This is a genomic window from Anoxybacillus sp. J5B_2022, from assembly GCF_026847645.1.
Classification (GTDB): domain Bacteria; phylum Bacillota; class Bacilli; order Bacillales; family Anoxybacillaceae; genus Anoxybacteroides.
This window is the reverse complement of record NZ_JAPSMC010000011.1, coordinates 18,539-38,601: the sequence shown is the minus strand read 5'-3', so window position 1 is coordinate 38,601 and position 20,063 is coordinate 18,539. Positions and strand designations below refer to the sequence as shown.

At 42.7% G+C, this 20,063-nt stretch carries 27 protein-coding genes and 3 pseudogenes; 5 read left to right on the top strand and 25 right to left on the bottom strand.

Annotated features, from left to right (window positions below):
• Positions 1 to 14: 14 nt before the first annotated feature.
• The 20 genes and pseudogenes from M4I42_RS05045 to M4I42_RS04950 form a co-directional block, all read right to left on the bottom strand.
• Positions 15 to 287 carry a YkvA family protein gene (locus tag M4I42_RS05045; RefSeq protein WP_268851145.1) on the bottom strand — a complete coding sequence of 91 codons (273 nt, stop codon included), beginning with the start codon at positions 285 to 287 and terminating at the stop codon, positions 15 to 17.
• 236 nt (positions 288 to 523) lie between these two features.
• Positions 524 to 670, bottom strand: a pseudogene (locus M4I42_RS05040) (flavodoxin); the annotation flags it as partial.
• Between the two features lie 198 nt (positions 671 to 868).
• Positions 869 to 1,726: a VOC family protein gene (locus M4I42_RS05030; RefSeq protein ID WP_268851144.1), complete on the bottom strand. Its 858-nt coding sequence runs from the start codon at positions 1,724 to 1,726 to the stop codon at positions 869 to 871.
• Positions 1,727 to 1,915: 189 nt separating this feature from the next.
• Positions 1,916 to 2,278 carry a VOC family protein gene (locus M4I42_RS05025; protein WP_268851143.1) on the bottom strand — a complete coding sequence of 121 codons (363 nt, stop codon included), beginning with the start codon at positions 2,276 to 2,278 and terminating at the stop codon, positions 1,916 to 1,918.
• A 94-nt stretch (positions 2,279 to 2,372) separates the two neighbouring features.
• Positions 2,373 to 3,155 (bottom strand): sulfite exporter TauE/SafE family protein, encoded by a 783-nt coding sequence (locus tag M4I42_RS05020; RefSeq protein WP_268851142.1) that lies wholly within the window; start codon positions 3,153 to 3,155, stop codon positions 2,373 to 2,375.
• A 66-nt stretch (positions 3,156 to 3,221) separates the two neighbouring features.
• Positions 3,222 to 4,352 carry an MBL fold metallo-hydrolase gene (locus M4I42_RS05015; protein ID WP_268851141.1) on the bottom strand — a complete coding sequence of 377 codons (1,131 nt, stop codon included), beginning with the start codon at positions 4,350 to 4,352 and terminating at the stop codon, positions 3,222 to 3,224.
• A gap of 49 nt (positions 4,353 to 4,401) precedes the next feature.
• Complete coding sequence (locus M4I42_RS05010) at positions 4,402 to 4,971, bottom strand: sulfurtransferase TusA family protein (RefSeq protein ID WP_183254749.1); 570 nt, start codon at positions 4,969 to 4,971, stop codon at positions 4,402 to 4,404.
• A 27-nt stretch (positions 4,972 to 4,998) separates the two neighbouring features.
• Positions 4,999 to 5,295, bottom strand: a complete 297-nt coding sequence (locus M4I42_RS05005) for a rhodanese-like domain-containing protein (RefSeq protein ID WP_268851140.1) — start codon at positions 5,293 to 5,295, stop codon at positions 4,999 to 5,001.
• Positions 5,296 to 5,307: 12 nt separating this feature from the next.
• On the bottom strand, positions 5,308 to 5,673 hold the full coding sequence (locus M4I42_RS05000; RefSeq protein WP_268851139.1) for a rhodanese-like domain-containing protein: 366 nt from the start codon (positions 5,671 to 5,673) through the stop codon (positions 5,308 to 5,310).
• A gap of 10 nt (positions 5,674 to 5,683) precedes the next feature.
• A complete protein-coding gene (locus M4I42_RS04995; RefSeq protein ID WP_268851138.1) occupies positions 5,684 to 6,163 on the bottom strand; it encodes a DsrE/DsrF/DrsH-like family protein in 480 nt (159 codons plus the stop codon).
• 52 nt (positions 6,164 to 6,215) lie between these two features.
• A complete protein-coding gene (locus M4I42_RS04990; protein ID WP_183254741.1) occupies positions 6,216 to 6,443 on the bottom strand; it encodes a sulfurtransferase TusA family protein in 228 nt (75 codons plus the stop codon).
• A gap of 117 nt (positions 6,444 to 6,560) precedes the next feature.
• On the bottom strand, positions 6,561 to 6,821 hold the full coding sequence (locus tag M4I42_RS04985) for a metal-sensitive transcriptional regulator (RefSeq protein WP_268851137.1): 261 nt from the start codon (positions 6,819 to 6,821) through the stop codon (positions 6,561 to 6,563).
• 163 nt (positions 6,822 to 6,984) lie between these two features.
• On the bottom strand, positions 6,985 to 7,215 hold the full coding sequence (locus M4I42_RS04980; protein WP_183185374.1) for a glutaredoxin family protein: 231 nt from the start codon (positions 7,213 to 7,215) through the stop codon (positions 6,985 to 6,987).
• A 12-nt stretch (positions 7,216 to 7,227) separates the two neighbouring features.
• A complete protein-coding gene (locus M4I42_RS04975) occupies positions 7,228 to 7,617 on the bottom strand; it encodes a DsrE/DsrF/DrsH-like family protein (RefSeq protein ID WP_268851136.1) in 390 nt (129 codons plus the stop codon).
• Between the two features lie 280 nt (positions 7,618 to 7,897).
• A pseudogene (locus tag M4I42_RS04970) lies at positions 7,898 to 8,277 on the bottom strand (MFS transporter); the annotation flags it as partial.
• A gap of 240 nt (positions 8,278 to 8,517) precedes the next feature.
• A pseudogene (locus M4I42_RS04965) lies at positions 8,518 to 9,085 on the bottom strand (class I SAM-dependent methyltransferase).
• Positions 9,086 to 9,251: 166 nt separating this feature from the next.
• The gene (gene cydS, locus M4I42_RS17145; protein ID WP_442864073.1) at positions 9,252 to 9,350 is read right to left on the bottom strand and encodes a cytochrome bd oxidase small subunit CydS; all 99 of its coding nucleotides are present in this window, start codon (positions 9,348 to 9,350) and stop codon (positions 9,252 to 9,254) included.
• Positions 9,351 to 9,365: 15 nt separating this feature from the next.
• Positions 9,366 to 10,379 (bottom strand): cytochrome d ubiquinol oxidase subunit II, encoded by a 1,014-nt coding sequence (locus tag M4I42_RS04960; protein WP_268851135.1) that lies wholly within the window; start codon positions 10,377 to 10,379, stop codon positions 9,366 to 9,368.
• Positions 10,376 to 11,725 carry a cytochrome ubiquinol oxidase subunit I gene (locus M4I42_RS04955; protein WP_268851134.1) on the bottom strand — a complete coding sequence of 450 codons (1,350 nt, stop codon included), beginning with the start codon at positions 11,723 to 11,725 and terminating at the stop codon, positions 10,376 to 10,378. Before M4I42_RS04955 ends, M4I42_RS04960 begins: the two co-directional genes overlap by 4 nt.
• Before the next feature lie 296 nt (positions 11,726 to 12,021).
• Positions 12,022 to 12,393, bottom strand: coding sequence for a YidH family protein (locus tag M4I42_RS04950; protein ID WP_268851133.1), 372 nt, complete (start codon positions 12,391 to 12,393; stop codon positions 12,022 to 12,024).
• Positions 12,394 to 12,554: 161 nt separating this feature from the next.
• Between M4I42_RS04950 and M4I42_RS04945 the strand changes: the two genes are divergently transcribed.
• Complete coding sequence (locus tag M4I42_RS04945) at positions 12,555 to 12,923, top strand: P-II family nitrogen regulator (RefSeq protein ID WP_268851132.1); 369 nt, start codon at positions 12,555 to 12,557, stop codon at positions 12,921 to 12,923.
• Positions 12,920 to 14,221 (top strand): ammonium transporter, encoded by a 1,302-nt coding sequence (locus tag M4I42_RS04940; protein WP_268851131.1) that lies wholly within the window; start codon positions 12,920 to 12,922, stop codon positions 14,219 to 14,221. Before M4I42_RS04945 ends, M4I42_RS04940 begins: the two co-directional genes overlap by 4 nt.
• Before the next feature lie 40 nt (positions 14,222 to 14,261).
• Here the strand turns inward: M4I42_RS04940 and M4I42_RS04935 are convergent, their stop codons facing one another.
• Positions 14,262 to 15,680, bottom strand: a complete 1,419-nt coding sequence (locus M4I42_RS04935; protein WP_268851130.1) for a SpoVR family protein — start codon at positions 15,678 to 15,680, stop codon at positions 14,262 to 14,264.
• A gap of 92 nt (positions 15,681 to 15,772) precedes the next feature.
• On the bottom strand, positions 15,773 to 15,952 hold the full coding sequence (locus M4I42_RS04930; RefSeq protein ID WP_268851129.1) for a small acid-soluble spore protein H: 180 nt from the start codon (positions 15,950 to 15,952) through the stop codon (positions 15,773 to 15,775).
• Positions 15,953 to 16,062: 110 nt separating this feature from the next.
• On the opposite strand from M4I42_RS04930, the gene M4I42_RS04925 reads away from it, so the two are divergent.
• Together M4I42_RS04925 and M4I42_RS04920 are read left to right on the top strand one after the other, a co-directional pair.
• On the top strand, positions 16,063 to 16,176 hold the full coding sequence (locus M4I42_RS04925; protein ID WP_268851128.1) for a DUF6254 family protein: 114 nt from the start codon (positions 16,063 to 16,065) through the stop codon (positions 16,174 to 16,176).
• A gap of 113 nt (positions 16,177 to 16,289) precedes the next feature.
• Positions 16,290 to 16,895 (top strand): DedA family protein, encoded by a 606-nt coding sequence (locus tag M4I42_RS04920; protein ID WP_268851127.1) that lies wholly within the window; start codon positions 16,290 to 16,292, stop codon positions 16,893 to 16,895.
• 43 nt (positions 16,896 to 16,938) lie between these two features.
• Here M4I42_RS04920 and M4I42_RS04915 read toward each other — a convergent pair whose 3' ends face one another.
• Positions 16,939 to 17,178, bottom strand: coding sequence for an MFS transporter (locus M4I42_RS04915; RefSeq protein ID WP_268851126.1), 240 nt, complete (start codon positions 17,176 to 17,178; stop codon positions 16,939 to 16,941).
• 182 nt (positions 17,179 to 17,360) lie between these two features.
• Here M4I42_RS04915 and M4I42_RS04910 point away from each other — a divergent pair, with 182 nt between their 5' ends.
• Positions 17,361 to 17,612 (top strand): YhdB family protein, encoded by a 252-nt coding sequence (locus M4I42_RS04910; RefSeq protein WP_268851125.1) that lies wholly within the window; start codon positions 17,361 to 17,363, stop codon positions 17,610 to 17,612.
• Positions 17,613 to 17,645: 33 nt separating this feature from the next.
• Here M4I42_RS04910 and M4I42_RS04905 read toward each other — a convergent pair whose 3' ends face one another.
• Positions 17,646 to 19,397, bottom strand: coding sequence for a phospho-sugar mutase (locus M4I42_RS04905; RefSeq protein ID WP_268851124.1), 1,752 nt, complete (start codon positions 19,395 to 19,397; stop codon positions 17,646 to 17,648).
• Positions 19,398 to 19,536: 139 nt separating this feature from the next.
• The gene (locus tag M4I42_RS04900) at positions 19,537 to 19,944 is read right to left on the bottom strand and encodes a CBS domain-containing protein (protein WP_268851175.1); all 408 of its coding nucleotides are present in this window, start codon (positions 19,942 to 19,944) and stop codon (positions 19,537 to 19,539) included.
• Positions 19,945 to 20,063 lie beyond the last annotated feature (119 nt).

The window sequence follows — 20,063 nt, the reverse complement described above, 5'->3', positions numbered from 1 at the left end:
TATAGATTCCTCCTTTACACTTCATATTTATGTTTCAAATGATCTGGTGCTGTCTTTATCATTTTTTGCAAAATCAACATGAATATAGCTACATCATCTATTATTCCAAAAATCGACAACCAATCTGGAATTACATCGAATGGGAAAAGGAAGTAGCCAACAAATATGAGCATATACACTATTTTTTTGCGTAGCGCCACTTCATGTGAACGAAAAAACTCAATAAAGAACGGAATAAAGCTCCGAACCTTCAGAAACAACTTTGCTCTTTTCCATAATTTTTTCATCATCTCCCTCCTCTCAAATTTGAAATAAAAAAGACCTTTACCGTTTTGGTAAAGGTCTTTTATTCGAAACAGACCTTTACCATGCTGGTAAAGGTCTCGCTAACAACGTCACCGTTGCCAACAAAGCCGAGGGCGCATAACCCTGAACTGACGACTTTGCTGTAAAAGCTACTCCCCTTTGACACACGTTTCCATATATATTGTCATTTTTATGATAGCTGATTTTTTTCTACTTGTCAATAGTTTCTATTCATTACCGCCTGTACAAATTGTTTGTCGAACTGTTTGCACGTTTCTTTTTCTTCCGCGCTTGGCGCCAATTCGATTTTTAGTCCTTCGAGCACGACTTCCGCACCTAATTGTTGCAGTTTTTCGATTAAAATTATTGGGACTCATTAGAAGCGATTCAGCAATGGAAAGAACATGCATCGCATAAAATGGCGCAAGAAAGAGGAAAGAAGGAATGGTACCGTCGCTTTTCGTTAAGGGTATGCAAAGTAGAGCAAGAATCTTTTTTTGAAGCATAAACAAGAAAATGAGCGTCCAACTGATGTGGCCGCTCGTTTGCTTTTCACCTTATATTATGCTGTCTGCAATTCGATCTGATTTCCTGACGGGTCATTGACAACAACGCGTTTTTCGTCGTGCTGAATCGCTGCCCCTATTTGCTGAAGCTGATCAACTACTTTTTTTCGTTCTTCTTCGGTGGGAAGGACGATGGAAAATACACGCAACCCAACCGCATTTTCCGGTGGCTTTGGTGCACCGACTCCCGCCCACGTATTTAAGCCGATATGGTGATGATAGCCGCCAGCGGAAACGAACAACGCATGATCGGCCATGCGAATGACTGGCTCAAATCCAAGCCCATGCACATAAAACCGATACGTTTCATCCATGTTTGCGACGTGAAGGTGGACGTGCCCGATTTTCGTTTTTTCCGGAAGGCCACTCCATGGCTCGTTTCCCGCTTCAGCAAGAAGGCCGTTCACATCCAACGGTTCTGTTACTCCTTTATACTCTCCGCTTTCAGTTTTTTCCCATTTTTCCCTAGGGCGGTCAGCGTATATTTCAATGCCGTTTCCGTCCGGATCCGCCAAATAAACGGCCTCGCTAAACAAATGATCCGCCGCTCCGTGCAATGGATAGCCGCTTTTCAATAAATGCAACAATGATTGGGCAAGGTTTTTCCGCTCAGGAACTAAAATCGCAAAGTGATATAATCCTGTCGTTCGCGGCGGTTTTGGCACGGCATCGGCGTTTTCTTCCAACACAACGAGCGGTGTCACGCCATCCGCCGTTAATATCGCCTTTTTGTTCTCTTCGTTCAACACGTGAAACCCGATCATCTCCTTGTAAAAGCGAACCGAACGGTGCAAATTCGACACAATCAAATGAACATAACCAATTTCTGTTGCTGGGTGAATGATATGATTCATAGAACAACTCCTCTCTTTCCGATTTATTTCGATATCGAGATATCTTATTATCGGACGGTAAATTCCGTTTGACTAAAACATCGATTCTTTACTTCATCATAGTTATAACGATTAAAAATGTCAACAGTTCACCAATATAAAAAGCAAGGCTGCCTCTTTAGTTCGAAACAACCTTGCTTCTTTAATGTTTTATCCTTTTAAAACAAACTCATTCCCATCTTCATCTTTAAATTGGACAAACGTTCCCCATTGCATTTGCTGCGGCTCGCCTAAAAATTCGACACCTTTTGCTTTCATCGCTTCATATGTAGCCAAAACATCATCGCACTCAAACACAATCGACGGCTTTCTTTCATTCGAATCTTTCATCATCGCTTTCGGATAGATGACAACGGCTGTTTGAGCGCCTTTTGGGGCAACTTCGAGCCAAAAAGCGTTCGGCTCCATCGGATGCTCCGCAACGACTTCAAACCCTACTTTTTCTGTCCAAAACTGTTTTGCTTTTTGTTGGTCTTCGACGTAAACTGCAACTGTTGCAATTCGCTGAATCACGAAAATTCCTCCTCTTCGTCGAAACGGCTTGATTAAAAAGAACATACATTCTGATTTTACCATAAAAAAAGAAAAGAAGGTGGAACCACCTTCTTTACAAAATGTCAACCCAAATTTTGATCGCCGTTGCTAAAATTAAAACTGCTAAAATGACTTGCAATACTTTTGTATTCATTTTCTGTCCTACTTTCGCCCCTAATGGAGAAGCGATAATACTCGCAACTACCATAATCAATGCTGGAACAAATTCGACTTGCCCTGTCGTGATTTTGCCGATCGTCGATCCGATCGAAGAAATGAACGTAATCGCTAAAGAAGAAGCGATCGTCATTCTCGTTGGAATTTTGAGCACGACAAGCATAATTGGTACTAAAAGGAAGGCACCAGCTGCTCCCACAATTCCCGATCCTACTCCGACAACAAAAGCGAGACTAGCAGCGAGCCATTGATTAAAGGTAACTTGGTCTAACGGAACATCGTCGATCCCTTTTTTTGGAACAAACATCATAATAGCCGCTAATGCCGCAAGTATTCCGTAAACAAGGTTGATGCTACCTTCTGTCATTAATTTCGAGCCGTATCCTCCAATGAAACTACCGATTAAAATACTAATTCCCATATAGAGAATCAATTTTTTATTGAGGTAGCCACCTTTTCGATATGCCCATACACCGCCAATCGTCGCAAAAAAGACTTGCACTGCACTTACCCCGGACACTTCATGCGCACTAAACGCCGCAAGACCAAATAGCGGCGGGAGATAAAGCAGCATCGGATATTTAATAATCGAACCGCCGATTCCTACCATTCCAGATATAAAAGAGCCGATAAAACCGATGAGAAAAATAACGATAATATAATTGAGTGTCACGTCCATTTTATAAGGCCTCCTTTATGAAAACCGGGGGTACTTCCTGTGCGTATCCCCCTGTGTTTTCCTTTTTTAATGCGTATGATGTAACGCGCAACGGTTCGGTCCGATTTCTAGCTCTTGTTGTTGTTCGGCATCGACGACTTTTTGGCCGCGGTTAATCGCCACAATGTCCTCGAAGTTTGGCGGTGTTTCGGTATTGGCATTTTGGACGACGATTTCAATAAATTCGTCTTTTTGTTTATTTTGCATCATCTCATTGCGTGCGCGAATGTTTCCTAGCGTATCTCCAATGTATCCATCTTTATTCATTTCGTCGTCTAAGTTTGCATAATGCGCTGGCAATACGATCACATCGTCCGCAATTGTAGCGACTTTTTCATATACTGTATCGTATAAGTCCGCTGCCCATTCTGCCACTTTTCCGCCTAAGTCTGGACGGCCTAAACCGCCGACAAAAATCGTATCTCCTGAGAAGAGCAGTTTTTGGTTCACGAAGAACGATACACTTCCTGGCGTATGTCCTGGTGTTTTCACTGCTAACACTTCTAACTGAACTTGCTCAAACTCAATTTTGTCATGCGCTTCTAGCGGCTCAAAATCGAATAAAGCTCCTTCGCTTTTCATTAAGTAATATTTCGCACCTGTGCGTTCTGCTAACGCTCTGCCGCCAGAAATGTGGTCAGCATGCAAATGTGAATCCACAATATGCGTAATGTTGACGCCTTCTTCTTTCGCCACATTCTCGTATACATCAATAAAGCGTGAAGGATCGACAACAAGCGCTTCGTTTCCGGAGATGACCATGTAAGACAAACAGCCTTTTCCAACGCGAATAAATTGATATACTTTTATTTTGTCATCTTCATACACTTTTGCTTGATGAAGATGTTCGCTCCATGCTTTCATTCCGTCCACAAGCGTATACACATTGTCAAAGCCCGCTTCTTCCAATTGTTCGGCGATAAATGCAGCGGAACCGCCTTTGGCACAAACGACCACGATTTCTTTATCTTTTGGAATGCGATCCTTAACCTCTTCAACACCTTCCAACAACTCAAAATAAGGAACGTTTAAGTATTCAAAATTTTCCCCTTCAATTTTCCAATCGTTAAAATCGCTTTCGTTACGCACGTCGAAAATAAAGACATTTTCTTTATTTAACACTTTGCTTGTTAATTGTTGCACTGTCATTTCTTTCATAGCTTTTATACCCCCTATAGTATAAATTTATCAATAAAACTCCCCTTCATTACACCTGTTCTGTTTCCACTGGTCCAGTCCATTGCGACATGCCAGGAACGACATTCCAGACGTTAGCAAACCCTTTTTCCGCTAATTTTTGTGCGGCCAAGTCGCTACGATTACCTGTACGGCATACAACATAAATCGTATTGTCTTTCGATAATTCTTCTGTCCGGTTTTCCAATTCACCAAGCGGAATGGAAATCGCTCCTGGAATATGTCCGAACGCATACTCTGCTGGTTCGCGAACATCTAAAATCGTAACGGATGCATCATTCAATTTCGTAAGCAATTCTTCATTGGAAATCACATGAGGAAACTTTGCTTCTTCTTTTGCTTCATTCTCGCTTGCTTTGCGAATGTAATGTTTTAACACATTTCCTTCTTCGATCGTGCCAAGATATTGATGTCCTGTGCTTTCTGCCCACGCTTTAATATCCGCTTTGGAACCTTTATCTGTTGCTTCGACTTCTAGCACTTGACCTGGTTGCAGTTCGTTGATCGCTTTTTTTGTTTTGACAATTGGCATTGGGCATGATAATCCTTTTGCATCGATCGTCATATTCACTTGAATCATGTTCTCTCTCCTCCTTGCAATATTGGCTTATTCAACAGGCCCTTCCCATGCTAGCATTCCGCCTGTCATGTTCGTGACGTTGTATCCGTAGCTTTCTAAAAATTGAGTAGCACGAGCACTTCTTGCACCTGAACGGCAAACAATAATGTATTCTTGATCTTTTTCTAATTCATTCATGCGAAATTCCAATAACCCTAACGGAATATTGACAGCACCAGGAATTTTCCCAGCAGCGACTTCTTCCACCTCCCGAACATCAATGATATTTAATGAATTTCCGTTTTGCAGAAGTTGTTCGACTTCTTTTGCAGTAATTTCTTTCATGTTTCTCCCCCCTTACACCCAAGCATTCATGCCACCTGTCACATTCGTGACGTGTTTAAAACCGAGTTTCTTTAATAATTTGCTCGCTTTTGTACTTCTCATACCGCTTTGACAAATAACAATGACTTCCTTTTCTTTTGACAATTCATGCGCCCGCTTCTTCAATTCGTGAAGCGGAATGTTTTGAAAGCCGCGAATATGATGAGCCCGAAATTCCATCGGTGTACGAACATCGACATATTGTACATCTTTTTTGCCTAATTCCTTTTTTAATTCGCTCGCCGTAATCGTTCGCACACCTTTCGCCGGCAAAAGCCGACCGACAAGAAACCAAGCAGCAAGCAAAAATAATAATATATTCACGATGGTTTGGGTCATTGATCTCACCTTAAATAAATAAGTTGACGTTGCCTTCGGAAGCGTCTGCTAAGTAAGCGGCTACACCCGCAAATTCGATGCCGTCAATCAACTCTTCTTGCTTTAGCCCTAACAGGTCAACCGTCATTTGGCAAGCTACGAGTTTCACTCCTTGCTCTTTTGCCATTTCAATGAGCTGTGGAAGCGGCATCGCATTATGTTTCTTGATCACATGTTTAATGAGCTTCGGGCCCACACCTGCAAAGTTCATTCTTGAAAGCCCCATTTTATCCGCTCCGCGCGGCATCATTTTCGCAAACATTTTTTCTAAAAAGCCTTTTTTAACTGGGACTTGTTCCTCTTTTCTTAGAGCGTTGAGCCCCCAAAATGTATGGAAAATAGTCACTTCATGGTCATAAGCAGCGGCGCCGTTGGCAATGATATAAGCAGCCATCGCTTTATCATAATCGCCACTGAATAAAATAATCGTTGTCTTCTTCTTTTCTGACATTCCTTCGCCTCCTCTAACTTATACTAGTATAGGTATATAACAAACCGAAAAGTTATGCTTTTTCAATCCAAAATGTGAGTACGCCGTTTTCTTCTTTCATATCCACTAATTTATGGCCGCTCACTTTCGCCCAAGCGGCTAAATCGTTTTTCGCACCTTTGTCTGTTGTTTGTACTTCTAACACTTGCCCAGATGTTAACTCGTCGATCGCTTTTTTTGTTTTGACAAGCGGCATCGGGCAAGATAGTCCTTTCGCATCGACCATTTTTGCTACGTTCATATGTCAATTCCTCCTTAATTTTTGTTGTTTTGTTTTGTTTTTTACCATTACCCCTATATGTATATTATTATGCCTCAAAAAATTTGTCAACTCTTTTTTAAGAGTTGACGATTTATTTTATCGGCTTTTGACTAACAATTCGACCGCTTCTTTGACAAGATGTTCCGTTTGTTCCCCTTTTTCAACGTTTTCTCTAATGCAATGTTCGAGATTGGAACTTACGATCACCGCCATCGCGCGGTCGATCGCATTGCGTGCAGCGGACAGTTGAGCAACGACGCTTTTGCAATCTTTTCCTTGCTCCATCATCCCTAAAACACCTTTAATTTGCCCCTCAATTCGTCTGAGCCGGTTTTTTATTTCTTTATTATATTCCATCGTTCACACCTCTTTTCACGCATACAACCATTGTATGTCTATTATAGCATATACACAAATAATTATATACCCCTCACTGTATTTAATCAAGTATTTTTCCGATTGTTTCTATCGGGCTTATGCAGGAATGGAAAAAGCGAGACTAGTTGGTCTCGCTTTTTGATTATTTAATAAGCGCCATAATCGCTTCCGGATCAAACCCAAGCACCCATTGCCCGTTAATCTCTGTTTGCGGTACGCCCATATGTCCGGTAGTGGCAACTAATTTTCTAGCCGCAATCGGATCACGTTGAACATTCACTTCCGTAAACGGAATCCCTTGCGCCTGCAAAAAGTTTTTCAACATAACACAATACGGACATGTGGTGGTCGTATATACCGTCACCTTATTCATGTCTATCCCCCATTAGAACGTGAGTGTAATATCCGCATCTTTCGCAAAGCTTAAAAAGGTCGCTGCTCCAGCAACGTCTACGCCGTCGACGAACTGGTCTTTTTCAAGTCCCATGACGTCCATCGTCATTTGACAAGCGATCATTTTAACGCCAAGCTCTTGGGCCATTTTCACAAGTTCTTCAATCGATGGAACGTTCGCTTTTTGAAATCCTTCTTGAAAATGTTCTTTTCCTGCTGGCATTGGCAACTGCTTATACGTTTCTTTATGGATGAGATTCAATCCCTCAAACGTAAAGAAAATCGCTACTTCTCCATCTGTTGCCGCTGCCGCTGTGGCAATGTTAAACACTTTATACGCATCAAACAATCCACCATTTGCTGCAATAATCGCTACTTTCATCTTAACATCCTCCTTCACCATAATCATAAATACATATACAGGTATATTACCCATGCAGGTATATAATAAAATAGATCTTACAAAATGTCAACGTTCTTTATTATTTTTCCCAATAACCTAACTTTTTTCTACCTCTACAAAAGAACATCGCTACCTCTGTTGAAAGTTCTTAGCACGTTGCGCAAATTAGCATAATGAGGAATTGGCAAAGAAAATGATGAAGTATACGAAAGAAGATAGCATCTAAAAAAGTTCCGCATACCAACATTGTTTTATATGTTTAGACTATTTTCTCGATCGTTTCATCCATTCGAGCATACACCCTCATTCCCGCGCTAAACGGTAGTAGAGCAACTAACCCCATTGCCCATGTGACCCCTAGTACATCGGCAACCATTCCAGCTATAAGCGCCCCTATTGCGTATCCACTATCTCGCCAAAACCGATATACTCCCATGGCAGAAGCGCGCCAGTGTGGGGCAGCAACATCACCGATAGCTGCTTGTAATGTCGGATACACCATAGCTGTTCCTAGTCCTAAAAAGACTGCTCCGACAACCCATAAAAAAAATGGTTAACAATGAGAATGAACCAAATCGCCAATGCTTGCAACCACATTCCGTATGTGATCATCCATTTTCTCCCGATTTTATCACTTAAAGGGCTCTTCACCGAAAGTTGTACTTGACTATTTCAGAACACGCCTTCTCTGTACTTATAAGGAAAAATCAGTAAATCAGATTTTTCGTACACGGCGGCTCAAGAAAATCCCCCGCTTGTCAAGTACATGTTGTGGTGATGAACCTCTTTTATCCCAAGTTTTAAAAAAGCCATCTTTTACATCCCCTTCAAACAAAAATAAGAACGGCCATCGTTATCGCTAACCATCCTTATTCACATTTATAAATGCGTCAACAATAATCCATACACCGCTGGATGAAAATGAATAAGTTGCATGTCTATATGTTTTGTTTTCGCATACGCAAGCAACTCCTCGGATGGAATGTTCATGTAGCGGTGGCCCCATCTCGCTTTCGACAGTTTCCCAGTCAATCAAAAGAAATTTTCCATTTGGCTTCATGATTCGCTTTATTTCATCAAACGCCGCGTCCCACTCCGCAATTTCGTGAAAAACAAACGCCATTATTCCTTTATCAATGAAATGAGAAGGAAGAGGGGTTTCTGTCACATCACTAACGATATATTCAATATTTGCAACCTTTTCTTTTTCCGCATGTCCCTTCAACAGTTCAAGCATTTCAGGTTGCACGTCGATTGCATAGACAACTTCTTTTGTCGTTTTGGCCAATGGTACAGTGAAATAACCATTACCTGCACCTAAATCAGCAACGATATCACGCTGATCCATTTGTAATAAAGAAAGAACTTGCTGAGGAGAAATCAGTTCCTTCCGCTTTGGGTCTAACAGCTTTCCCGCTTTTTCTGGATTAAATCGATGTCCTGCCATTTATATCCCTCGCCTTTCATCACATATTTCTAACGCTAGCTGTTTTACACCTTTTCAACTACTTTATTCCATCATCGCTATATACCTATGTATGTATTCTACTACATACATAATGGTTTATGCAAAAAAATTCACCGCCCAATATAAAGGCGGTGAGAGAATAACCTTATTCTACTTGCTCGTCTTTTAGCCCTGCCCAAAAAGCGGCAACGATTGATAAAGCAACAACAAGAAGTGGTGCATACATGATTAAAAACGTTTGCATAGCGAAATCCCTCCCTTACACTTGTCCTTTGACATATTTTTTATCAAATAAAAATAACTTCAATAACAAAAACAACGACGGAACGAGCAAGAACAATCCAGCGATAAACGCAATGACAAGAGCAACAGCCATCGTGCGATTCGTAAAGCTGTCATAAATCGTCAAGTACGGATAAAGCAAATACGGATAATGCGAAATACCGTATGCGTAAAACGCAAACGCATATTGTAACACTAAACTAATAAACGACCAACCAAAATAACGTTTTTTTATAAGCAAGTAAAGCGATAAGACGAAAAAGAGGAACGAAACAACAAACATCCATGATACATCCATCATTTTGGTATAATGTTCCGCATTATGATGTTTTAGTTGATAAATAATGACAAGCGCGGATAAAATGGTCGGCCCGCTCCAAACAAGCGCGTATTTTCGCAACAAGTCGCGCGCTCGGTCATCCCCGGCGGCATTCGCATAATACGTTAAAAAGTTCGCCGAAATATATAACACGCTCGTCAAACTTAACAAAACAACGCTCCATGTGAACGGGCTAACGAATAACTGCTTATATAATAACGCCGGCTCTCCACCATCCATCCGCACAAATCCACCTTCTGAAATCGTGAGCACAATCGAAAGCGATGCCGGAATAAACACACCGGTCATTCCATATAGGAACATATACGCTTTATTGTCTTTTATGCCGTACGTACTAAAAGCATAATACGAACCACGAATCGCCAGCAAAATGATGGAAATGCTCGCCGGAACTAATAAAATCGTTCCGTAGTAATAGGCTGTTTTTGGAAAAAAACCGACCATGCCGACGAAGAAAAAAACGAGAAATACGTTTGTCACTTCCCACACTGGCGACAAATACCGTTGAATCACTTGATGAATAACATGCTTTTTGTTTGCTATTTCACTATATGCACTAAAAAAACCAGCGCCAAAATCGATCGATGCAACAATAATATAGCCGAATAAAAACAGCCATAATACAGAAATCCCCACTATTTCTAACGTCATGAGGACACCCCTCCTTGATTCAGCGCACGTTCTTCAAGCTCTCGCTCCACCGGATTGTTGCGAAACATTTTCGTTAACACGACTACACTAGCAATCCCCAGCACGACATAAAGAAGCGAGAAAACAACAAGCAACGTATCGACATGGGCAGACTTCGTCGCCGCTTCCGCCGTTTTCATATACCCGCGTAAAATCCAAGGCTGTCTTCCCACTTCTGTAAAATACCAACCAATTTCAATCGCAAGCATCGCAAGCGGACCTGACAACACTAACTGCATCAAAAACGATTTTTTCATCGTAAACGCTAACCCTTTTTTCATGCCTGCCCAATACAAAGCAGCAATGACCGTTAACCAAATACCAATGAGCACCATCAAATTAAACAAATAGTGAATATATAGCGGTGGCTGCTCCTCTTTCGGAATGTCATTTAATCCTGTTACTTCTGCTCCCGGCCGATTATATGCCAAAATGCTAAGGGCGTACGGGATTTTAATGGCGTTTTTCACTTCCTTGTTGTCATCTAACGTCCCGAACAAGACGAGGGGGGCATACGTGCTCGTTTCAAAATGCCATTCGGCAGCCGCTAGTTTTTCCGGCTGGTATTTCGCCAAAAACTTTCCTGATAAATCCCCAACGACAATCGTAGCAAGCGAGAAAATAAGCGCCGCTTTCATCGTCAAATGAAGTGCTTTTTTATGGTACGGATGGCGATTCCCTTTGAAAAGATGGTACGCCGCAATCGACGCTAATACAAACGCTGATGTCATGTACGCTGTCGTTAATACGTGTGCCACTTTTGTCGGCATCGCTGGCGTAAACATCGCGACAAGCGGCTGAATATTCGTAATCACACCGTTTTTCAGTTCAAATCCTTGCGGCGTATTCATGAACGCGTTGACGATCGTAATAAAGAGCGCGGAGGCCGATGAACCGATCGCCACCGGAATCAACAATAAAAAGTGCTTTTTCTGGTCGTTAAAACGATCCCACGTATATAAATAAATCCCTAAAAAAATCGCCTCGAAAAAGAACGCGAACGTTTCCATAAATAACGGAAGGCTAATCACTTGCCCCGCCAAATTCATAAAATTTGGCCATAATAGCGAAAGTTGTAGCCCGATCGCTGTACCTGTAACCACCCCGACTGCTACCGTAATGACAAACCCACGCGTCCATCGTCTCGCCAATAAAATGTAATGCTCATCCTTTTTTCGAATTCCTACCCATTGCGCAATCGCAATCATGAGCGGGACGCCAACGCCGATCGTTGCGTAAATAATGTGAAACGTAAGTGTCAACTCTGTCAATATTCGGCTAAACAACACCGGATCATAGGTGAACATCCAAACTCCTCCTTCACGAAAACAATCTTCCTATCATCGACAGCAACATAATCGAAGCGACGACAAAACTAAGCACCACTAACCGTTTTTCGTGCGTTTTCCACATTACCTTTCTCCTTTCTATCATTACCCCTGTATATAGTTCTAAAACAACAATCTCTCCTCACTCGCCACTCATATTTTGTGATATTTTTCATATAAATATTTGCACTTTAAACAGTATCGAAAACAGAGAAAACAAGCAATGGCAAAAGCGTGACGATTTTTTGTCGGTTTTATGTCTAAAAAAGCTGCCCTTACAAAAGGACAGCAAAAAAATACACGCCGAACATCGAAAGGACTAGCAGCATCAAAATAGATAAAAATAAAATGAGCGGTCTTGATGTGCGGAATGTTTGTTCATTAATTTGTTTGGCCTTTTGGAAATAGCTGATCGTTGAAAAAATAATCGTACTGATCCCCGCCAATACTGATAACGCTCCAATTCCCTGCACCGCGATATTCGGCAGCGAACGGAACGAAGATTTAATATGTAAGTTGATGATTAAAAACCCGATCCCTGTGATCGCAATCGCGGTTCGGATCCATGCCAAATACGTCCGCTCGTTAGCCAGATGCTGCTGAATATACTTTGAATCTTCCGTCATTATCCGCGTTTGTTTCTCCATTGCTTTAACCTCCTGTTTGGCAATACTCGCTTCTATTTTCATCATAACATTTTTCACCGGCAAAAATTTATCTCCTTCCCCTATTGACAAAATATTTTTGATCGTTGTAATGTTTAACATATGATGTTAGAAAATCTAACAAACAAGCGGGTGGATGATAAATGAAAAAAATCGAGGCGATTATCCGGCCAGAAAAATTAACGGAGACAATTAAAGGGCTAAAGCAAATCGGCGTGACTGGTTTTACAGTATCGCAAGTCGTCGGAAGAGGAAAGCAGAAAGATACGCAAGGAGTATATCGCGGTAAAAACTATAAAGTAACACTCCATCCGAAAGTCAAGCTAGAGATTGTTCTTTCTGACTATATGGTGGAACGGACGATTCAAACGATCGTCACTGCCGCGCAAACAGGTGAAGAAGGCGATGGAAAAGTTTTTGTTTATCCGATTTTAGAGGCTTACAACATTCGCACAGGAACGCTTGATTATGATATTGACGATTTAGCAAACCAACAGGAGGGACGTTCATGATGACGTATGTGAATACCATCTGGGTCGTTCTCGCAGCGGCGATGGTGTTGTTTATGGAAGGCGGATTCAGTTTATTGGAAGCAGGGTTAGTCCGGACAAAAAACGCCGTCAACGTGACGATGAAAATTTTTGTCGACTTAACGATCGGAGCGCTCGCGTTTTGGCTCGTTGGCTTTGGCATTATGTTCGGAAAAGATGCGTTTGGACTTATCGGCACGAATTTGTTCGGAGCGCCTGAAAATATTTCGCTTTCGCTCAAGCTGCCTAGCGCCGCGTTTGTCCTTTTTCAAATCGGTTTTGCGGTCGCATGCATCTCGATCATTTCTGGCGCCGTAGCGGAGCGCATGAATTTTAAAGCGTATGTCGTCACAGCAGCGCTTGTTTCCATGATCGTTTATCCGTTGTCTGGCCATTGGATTTGGAACAGCGACGGCTGGTTAGCAAAGTTAGGCATGAAAGATTTCGCTGGATCAGCCGCGATTCATGCGGTAGGAGGATTCGCCGCTTTCGCCATGGCAAAGCTGTTAGGTCCTCGCAAAGGTCGGTTCAATTCTGACGGCAGCGTCAACGTCTTTGCCCCAAGTAACATTCCGCTAGCTTCAGCAGGTGCGTTTATTTTATGGTTCGGCTGGTTTGCGTTTAATGCGGGAAGCACGTTGGACGCTTCGAATGCGTCGCTTGCTTCGATCGCTTTGAATACGATGTTGGCAGGCGCCAGCGGGGGCACGACAGCGTTGTTTCTAACGATGAAAAAATACGGGAAAGCAGACCCAAGTATGACGATTAACGGCGTGTTGTCGGGTCTTGTCGCCATCACAGCCGGATGCGCGTTCGTTTCCCAATGGAGCGCAATTGTCATTGGGGCGATCAGCGGAATCATCGTCATTTATGCGACGCTGCTCGTCGATTCGGTCAAGGTGGACGATCCGGTTGGTGCGGTAGCGGTGCACGGTTTCAATGGCGTGTTCGGTACGATTGCTGTCGGGTTGTTTGATACGACACAAGGCCTTTTGACAACCGGCCATGCTTCCCTTTTTGCTGTTCAGCTATTAGGTGCGGCCGTTGTGATCGTTTGGGGATTGCTCGGCGGGGTGTTTATGGCTAAAGTTTGCGAAAAAACGGTTGGATTCCGCGCAACAGAACGCGAGGAAGAAGAAGGATTGGACATGGCTTATCACGGTATTCCGGCCTACAACGAATTAGAGCGCTTCACCGATCTTCCTACCGGCTTGTATGACTTTGAAGAAACGACCGGCATTGTCGTTGCTCCAGTCAATAACAAAAAAGTGCTTGGATAAAAAGAAAAAAGGGTGCCCTTGCATAAAGGGGCGCCCTTTTTTATATATACTTCCGATGCACCGTTTTTCCGTCATACGTAAACAACACCGGTTTATTTTCCACCATCGTTTCCATATGCACCGTACGGCCCCATAGATGGTAAATGTACGGCAGCACTTTTTCTAAATATTTAATATCAAGTTCAATGCCTTCGTACCAATGTTTTAAATAAAGCTCGCCATTTCTCATATAATCGCCGTCATTGACAGTAATATACGGGAATCCGCCGTTGACGCGCATGCTCACTAACTGATCACGAACGTTTTCCCAATTTTTATCGACAATTTTATAATCTTTCCCTTGCTTTTGGAACAAATACATATCTTCGCGCATGACAAGCTCTTTCGTTAAATAATTGCGAAGAAACGAAATATCGGAATCAAGCTCACGCACTTCGAAAATTTTCTCTCTTCCCGAACCCGGCTTCACCCCTCTTCGCTTCATTTCTTCCGTCGGGTTGTTCCACCGCTCTTCAATGTCCTCAAAAATTTTCAACCCTAAATAATATGGATTAATGCTCGTGCGCGATGGTTGCACTACCCCTGCATTCAACTTTGCAAACTCAATCGCCTCATCGCTCGTTAAATCCATCTCTCGCAAAATGCGCTGATGCCAATACGAAGCCCATCCTTCGTTCATGATTTTTGTTTCCAGCTGCGGCCAAAAATAAAGCATCTCTTCACGCATCATCGTCATAATGTCACGCTGCCAGTCTTCGAGTTCACGGCTGTATTCTTCAATGAACAACAGCACATCTTTTTCCGGCTGCGGCGGGAATTTCCGCCGTTTTTTGCGCGGAGGCAGTGCCGTCTTGTTCTTTTTGTCAAGCGACCATAAATCGTCATACGGGCTCGGCTTCACTTGCTCTTCTTCTTCATATACTTCTGTATCCTCAAGTGTCCACGATAGCTTCGGCCGCAAAAGCGACGGGTCAATATGTTCTTGAATCGCCAAGACTGCATCTAAAAATTTCTCTACTTCCAATTTTCCATATTGATGCTCATACTGTTTAATCCGTTCCGCTGTTGCCGCCATGCTTTCAACCATGTCGCGTTTCGTGTTGCTGAAGCGAATATTGTTTTTGAAAAAGTCGCTATGGGCCAATACGTGGGCGACAATCAGCTTATTTTGAATCAGCGAATTGGAATCCAACAAAAAAGCGTAGCACGGGTCGGAATTAATAACTAATTCATAAATTTTACTAAGTCCTAAATCGTAATGAAGCTTCATTTTATAAAACTGTTTGCCGAAACTCCAATGGGAAAAGCGTGTTGGCATTCCGTACGCCCCGAATGTATAAATGATATCCGCCGGACAAATTTCATAGCGCATCGGATAAAAATCCAGTCCAAACCCTTCCGCAATTTCCGTAATTTCCGCAATCGCCCGCTCCAACGCCTTCAACTCATCCTGTTTCATTCACATCCCCCCTTTACCTCAATGTATGAACAAGAGGGGGATTTGATACGCAAAAAGGATAAAACACCACAAAAGCGTGGTGTTCTCGCAGTTTAATGCTCCTGTAAGCTCGAAACGGATACGCGTTGTTTGTTATTTGGCGCGTGTAACGGATGAATTAAAGCGGTGCCGTTTTGCTCATCCACTTGTTCAATGTATATGCGTTCTCCGTTGTACGTGACATTTGCCATCACCGGTGAAGCAGCAATTTCTTGTGCGCGTTTTGCGTTCATGAGCATAGCCTCCTTTTGCGTGATAACAGTTATAATATTCGTTATTACCCGCTTAAATATACGCATAGCAAAGAACCTAAAATAACATGCTAAGAAGGGAGATGATCGCCTTGACACAATCAAAACGGCAAAAAGAGCGGCAATGGACGGTGCGCAAACAAGCGAAAAACCCGCCGCATGAAAAAGCAAAGTCGTTCGAACAATTAGGCAAAGAAGAAAAATAATATTCATTCCCCCGCTTTCCGTCCATCGGAGCGGGTTTTTTATAGCACTGCTTCCTTTGTCGCGCTTAGTGGTTTATAATAAATAGCGACGAATAGTAAAGTGCGGTGATTCAATGGAACAGCATTTGCATCATTTTATCGAGCAATTCGGCTACATCGGCATTATAATCGCCCTCGCTGGGGGAATCATTGGCCTTCCTGTGCCTGACGAAGTATTGCTGACTTACGTCGGATATAACGTTTCAACCGGCACGATGTCTTACTCGCTTGCACTGACATGCAGCTTTGCCGGAGCGCTGTTAGGCATTACGATCAGCTATTATTTAGGCATCCGATTAGGGCTTCCTTTTTTGCATAAATTCGGTCCGAAAGTGCATATTACCGAAAAAAGAATCGAGCAAACGAAAACGCTTTTTACGAAAATGGGACCGTTCGTCTTGTTTATCGGCTACTTTATCCCAGGCATCCGCCACGTTTCTGCCTTCCTTGCAGGGATTAACGAATATCGCTTCAAAAAATTTGCGACATTTGCCTATACTGGTGCCTTCTTTTGGGTCTTTACGTTTATTACATTAGGAATGACATTAGGGAGAGATTGGAAAATAGTCAGGTACTATGCCGAGCATTACAGCATCTATCTCATCCCGTTACTTATCATCGTTGCAATCATCGGTATCTTTTTTTATTCACGAACAAAAAAGCACCTCCCTCATAAGTGAGCAAAGTGAGCACCGTTTTCGCCTAAAAACGGTGCTCACTTATTTAAGAAGGTAGCTCATTTTTTGGATACGTTTCTGTTAGAATCCCCATAAACGTGCCAAATCCGAACATAAACATCGACGCACCCATAATTCCTAAACTAACAATTGTTAAGAAAAAATCTGAATTGTAAGCGTTTGCGATAAAACTTAGCAAAAATAACGAAAATCCAACAATTAATCCGACAGACGCAATCATTTTACACATTTGTGTAATTGCTTTTCCTTCATTCCGTTCTTTCATCGCTATCATCTCCTTTCTTTAAAGATAATACTTTTGTCACAAAATCGCAACATTTTCATTTACACATTTGTTTTATTTTCATTTATAATTTATTTTTTGGCTCATCGCGCAACATTTACAACGCAAAAAACAAATAACGCACCACAAACTAACGATAGCTCCTCAATGAAGGAGGCAGGCACATGAATACAATCGATTACGATAAAGCGCTATACTACACGCATCGATCTGAATGGGACAACTTGCTTATTTTAATGGTTCGCACGAAAGATGACTTGCTTTCGAAAAAAATCGAGCATTTTCTCCACGCCTATAATTTTGAACATGACTACTCCGTCATCCAAAAACGACTAACCGCCCTTTTGCGCTATATCGATCACGCTTTAGAAACAAACGCGCACAACGAAGCAATAGAACAACACGCTTATTATTAACAAAAAAGGAAGGGGTTCCCTTCCTTTCACTTTCTACACCTGTTTCGCCGGCATGTTTAAGTAATCATGCACCCGTTTCATCACACTTTGCGATAATTTCTCAAGCAGTTGTTCGCTGTCCGATAACGAACGACCTTTCACACCAAAATACACTTTCGCTTTCGGCTCTGTTCCAGAAGGGCGCAAGCAAAACCATGAGCCGTCTTCGAGCAAATACTTTAATACGTTCGACTTCGGAAGCGTAATCACCGTTTTTTCTCCTTTTGTCATATCGATGCGTTCGCTCGTTTGATAATCCTCAATCGCCACAATTTTCTTTCCTGCCATTTCTGTCGGCGGCTGTTCACGGAAAGAAGCAAGTAGCCCTTGAATTTGTTCCGCTCCTTCTTTTCCTTTTAGCGTTAACGATTGTAGCCCCTCGCGATAATAGCCGTATTGTTCAAACAGCTGCATTAGTCCTTCGTACAACGACATCCCTTTCTTTTTATAAAAAGCGCATACTTCCACCGCTAGGACGGCCGCTTGAATCGCATCTTTGTCGCGGGCAAAGTCGCCAATTAAATAGCCGTAGCTTTCTTCATAGCCGAATTGAAACGCATATTGCCCTGTTTGTTCATACTCTTTTATTTTTTCGCCGATAAATTTAAACCCTGTTAACGTATCAACCGTCGTTAACCCAAACGAGGACGCAATATCACGCCCGAATTCGGACGTAACGATCGTTTTCAATACGACGCCGTTCTCCGGAAGCGTTCCTTGTTTCTGCTTTTGTGACAAAATATAATGGAGCAATAAGCCGCCTGTCTGATTGCCTGTTAAGACGACATATTCGCCCGCTTCGTTTTTAACCGCAATCCCTAGCCGGTCGGCATCCGGATCGGTAGCGATTAACAAATCGGCATCGATTTCTTTTCCGACGTGAATCGCCCGTTCAAATGCTGCGTGTTCTTCTGGATTTGGCGATTTTACGGTAGAAAAATTCGGATCCGGCAGCTCTTGCTCTTTCACAACAACTACGTTTTGATAACCGAGCGCTTCTAAAGCGCGGCGCACTAGCTTATTAGCCGTACCGTGAAGCGGGGTAAACACAACCTTTACATCTACTTGTTGCGAAAGCTCTCGATTAAGCGAAAGCGTTTTGAGCTTTTCTATATACGCTCGGTCGACAGCTTCGCCGATCATTTGAATCAGCCCTTTTTCCTTTAGCACCGCTTCGTCTTCCACCGCAATCGTTAGTTCATTTTCTACTTCATTTACATAGCGGATTACTTCATCCGCACTCTCCGGAGGAAGTTGCCCGCCGTCTTCTCCATATACTTTATAACCGTTATATTCCGGCGGATTATGGCTCGCGGTGATGACGATCCCAGAAAACGCCTTTAAATAACGGACCGCAAACGAAAGCTCTGGCGTCGGGCGCAATTCGTCAAACACATATGTTCGAATTCCGTGAGTCGCCAGCGTTTTTGCTGCTTCCATCGCAAACTCCGGCGATTTATGGCGTGAATCGTAAGCGATGACCACCCCACGTTGTTTCGCGTCTGTGCCAAATGACTCTATGTATCGTGCCAATCCTTCAGAGGCTTTACGCACCGTATAGACGTTCATCCGGTTCGTTCCCGGTCCGATCTCTCCGCGCATGCCTCCTGTGCCAAATTCTAAATTTTTATAAAAACAATCTTCGAGCCATTTTTCGTCGCTGCTTCGTTGTTCCAGCACCGCTCTTAACTCTTCATCTAAATGCTCGTAAGCCATCCACTGTTCATACTTGTCTCTCCAACCCAAGCCAAATCCCTCCAAATCATCGTTCCCTTATTGTTGTATTCGTCATTATGATACGATATTCCTTTCGTAAAAAAAAGCAAATATTCGTCTAGTTACAAAAAAAGGATGCCACATTGATCAATGTAGCATCCTCTTACAGTTACGCTTGCGGCTGAGACGGTTCGGAAATGTTCGTTAACGCCTGTTCTGCCGCTTCGTCATACGCATGATTCGTCGCGATATCACCTAAAGCGACAATCCCGCGCAGCTGGTTATTTTCGACGATCGGCAAGCGGCGAATTTGATGTTGCGCCATCACGTTGGCCGCTTCTTGAACGCTCATATTCGGCGTTCCTGTGACAACGTTAATCGACATTACTTGCGAAACCGGAATGGAAGCATTTTTCCCTTGTGCCGTCGTCCGAAGCGTAATGTCACGGTCCGTAATCATTCCTTTCACTTGACCGTTTTCGACGACAGGAAGAGCGCCAATATTTTTTTGGCTCATTAATTGCGCAGCTTCTTGAACGGTTTGGTTCGGAGAAACTGTTGCCACGTTCGTTGTCATAATGCTTTCAACAGTGTTATTGTTCAATGTAATCCTCTCCTTTCACCGATTAGTTTCACCGCTTTTTGCGGACATATAGGTAGAAAATAATGTTTGCATTGTTCGAATTGCCAGTGGAA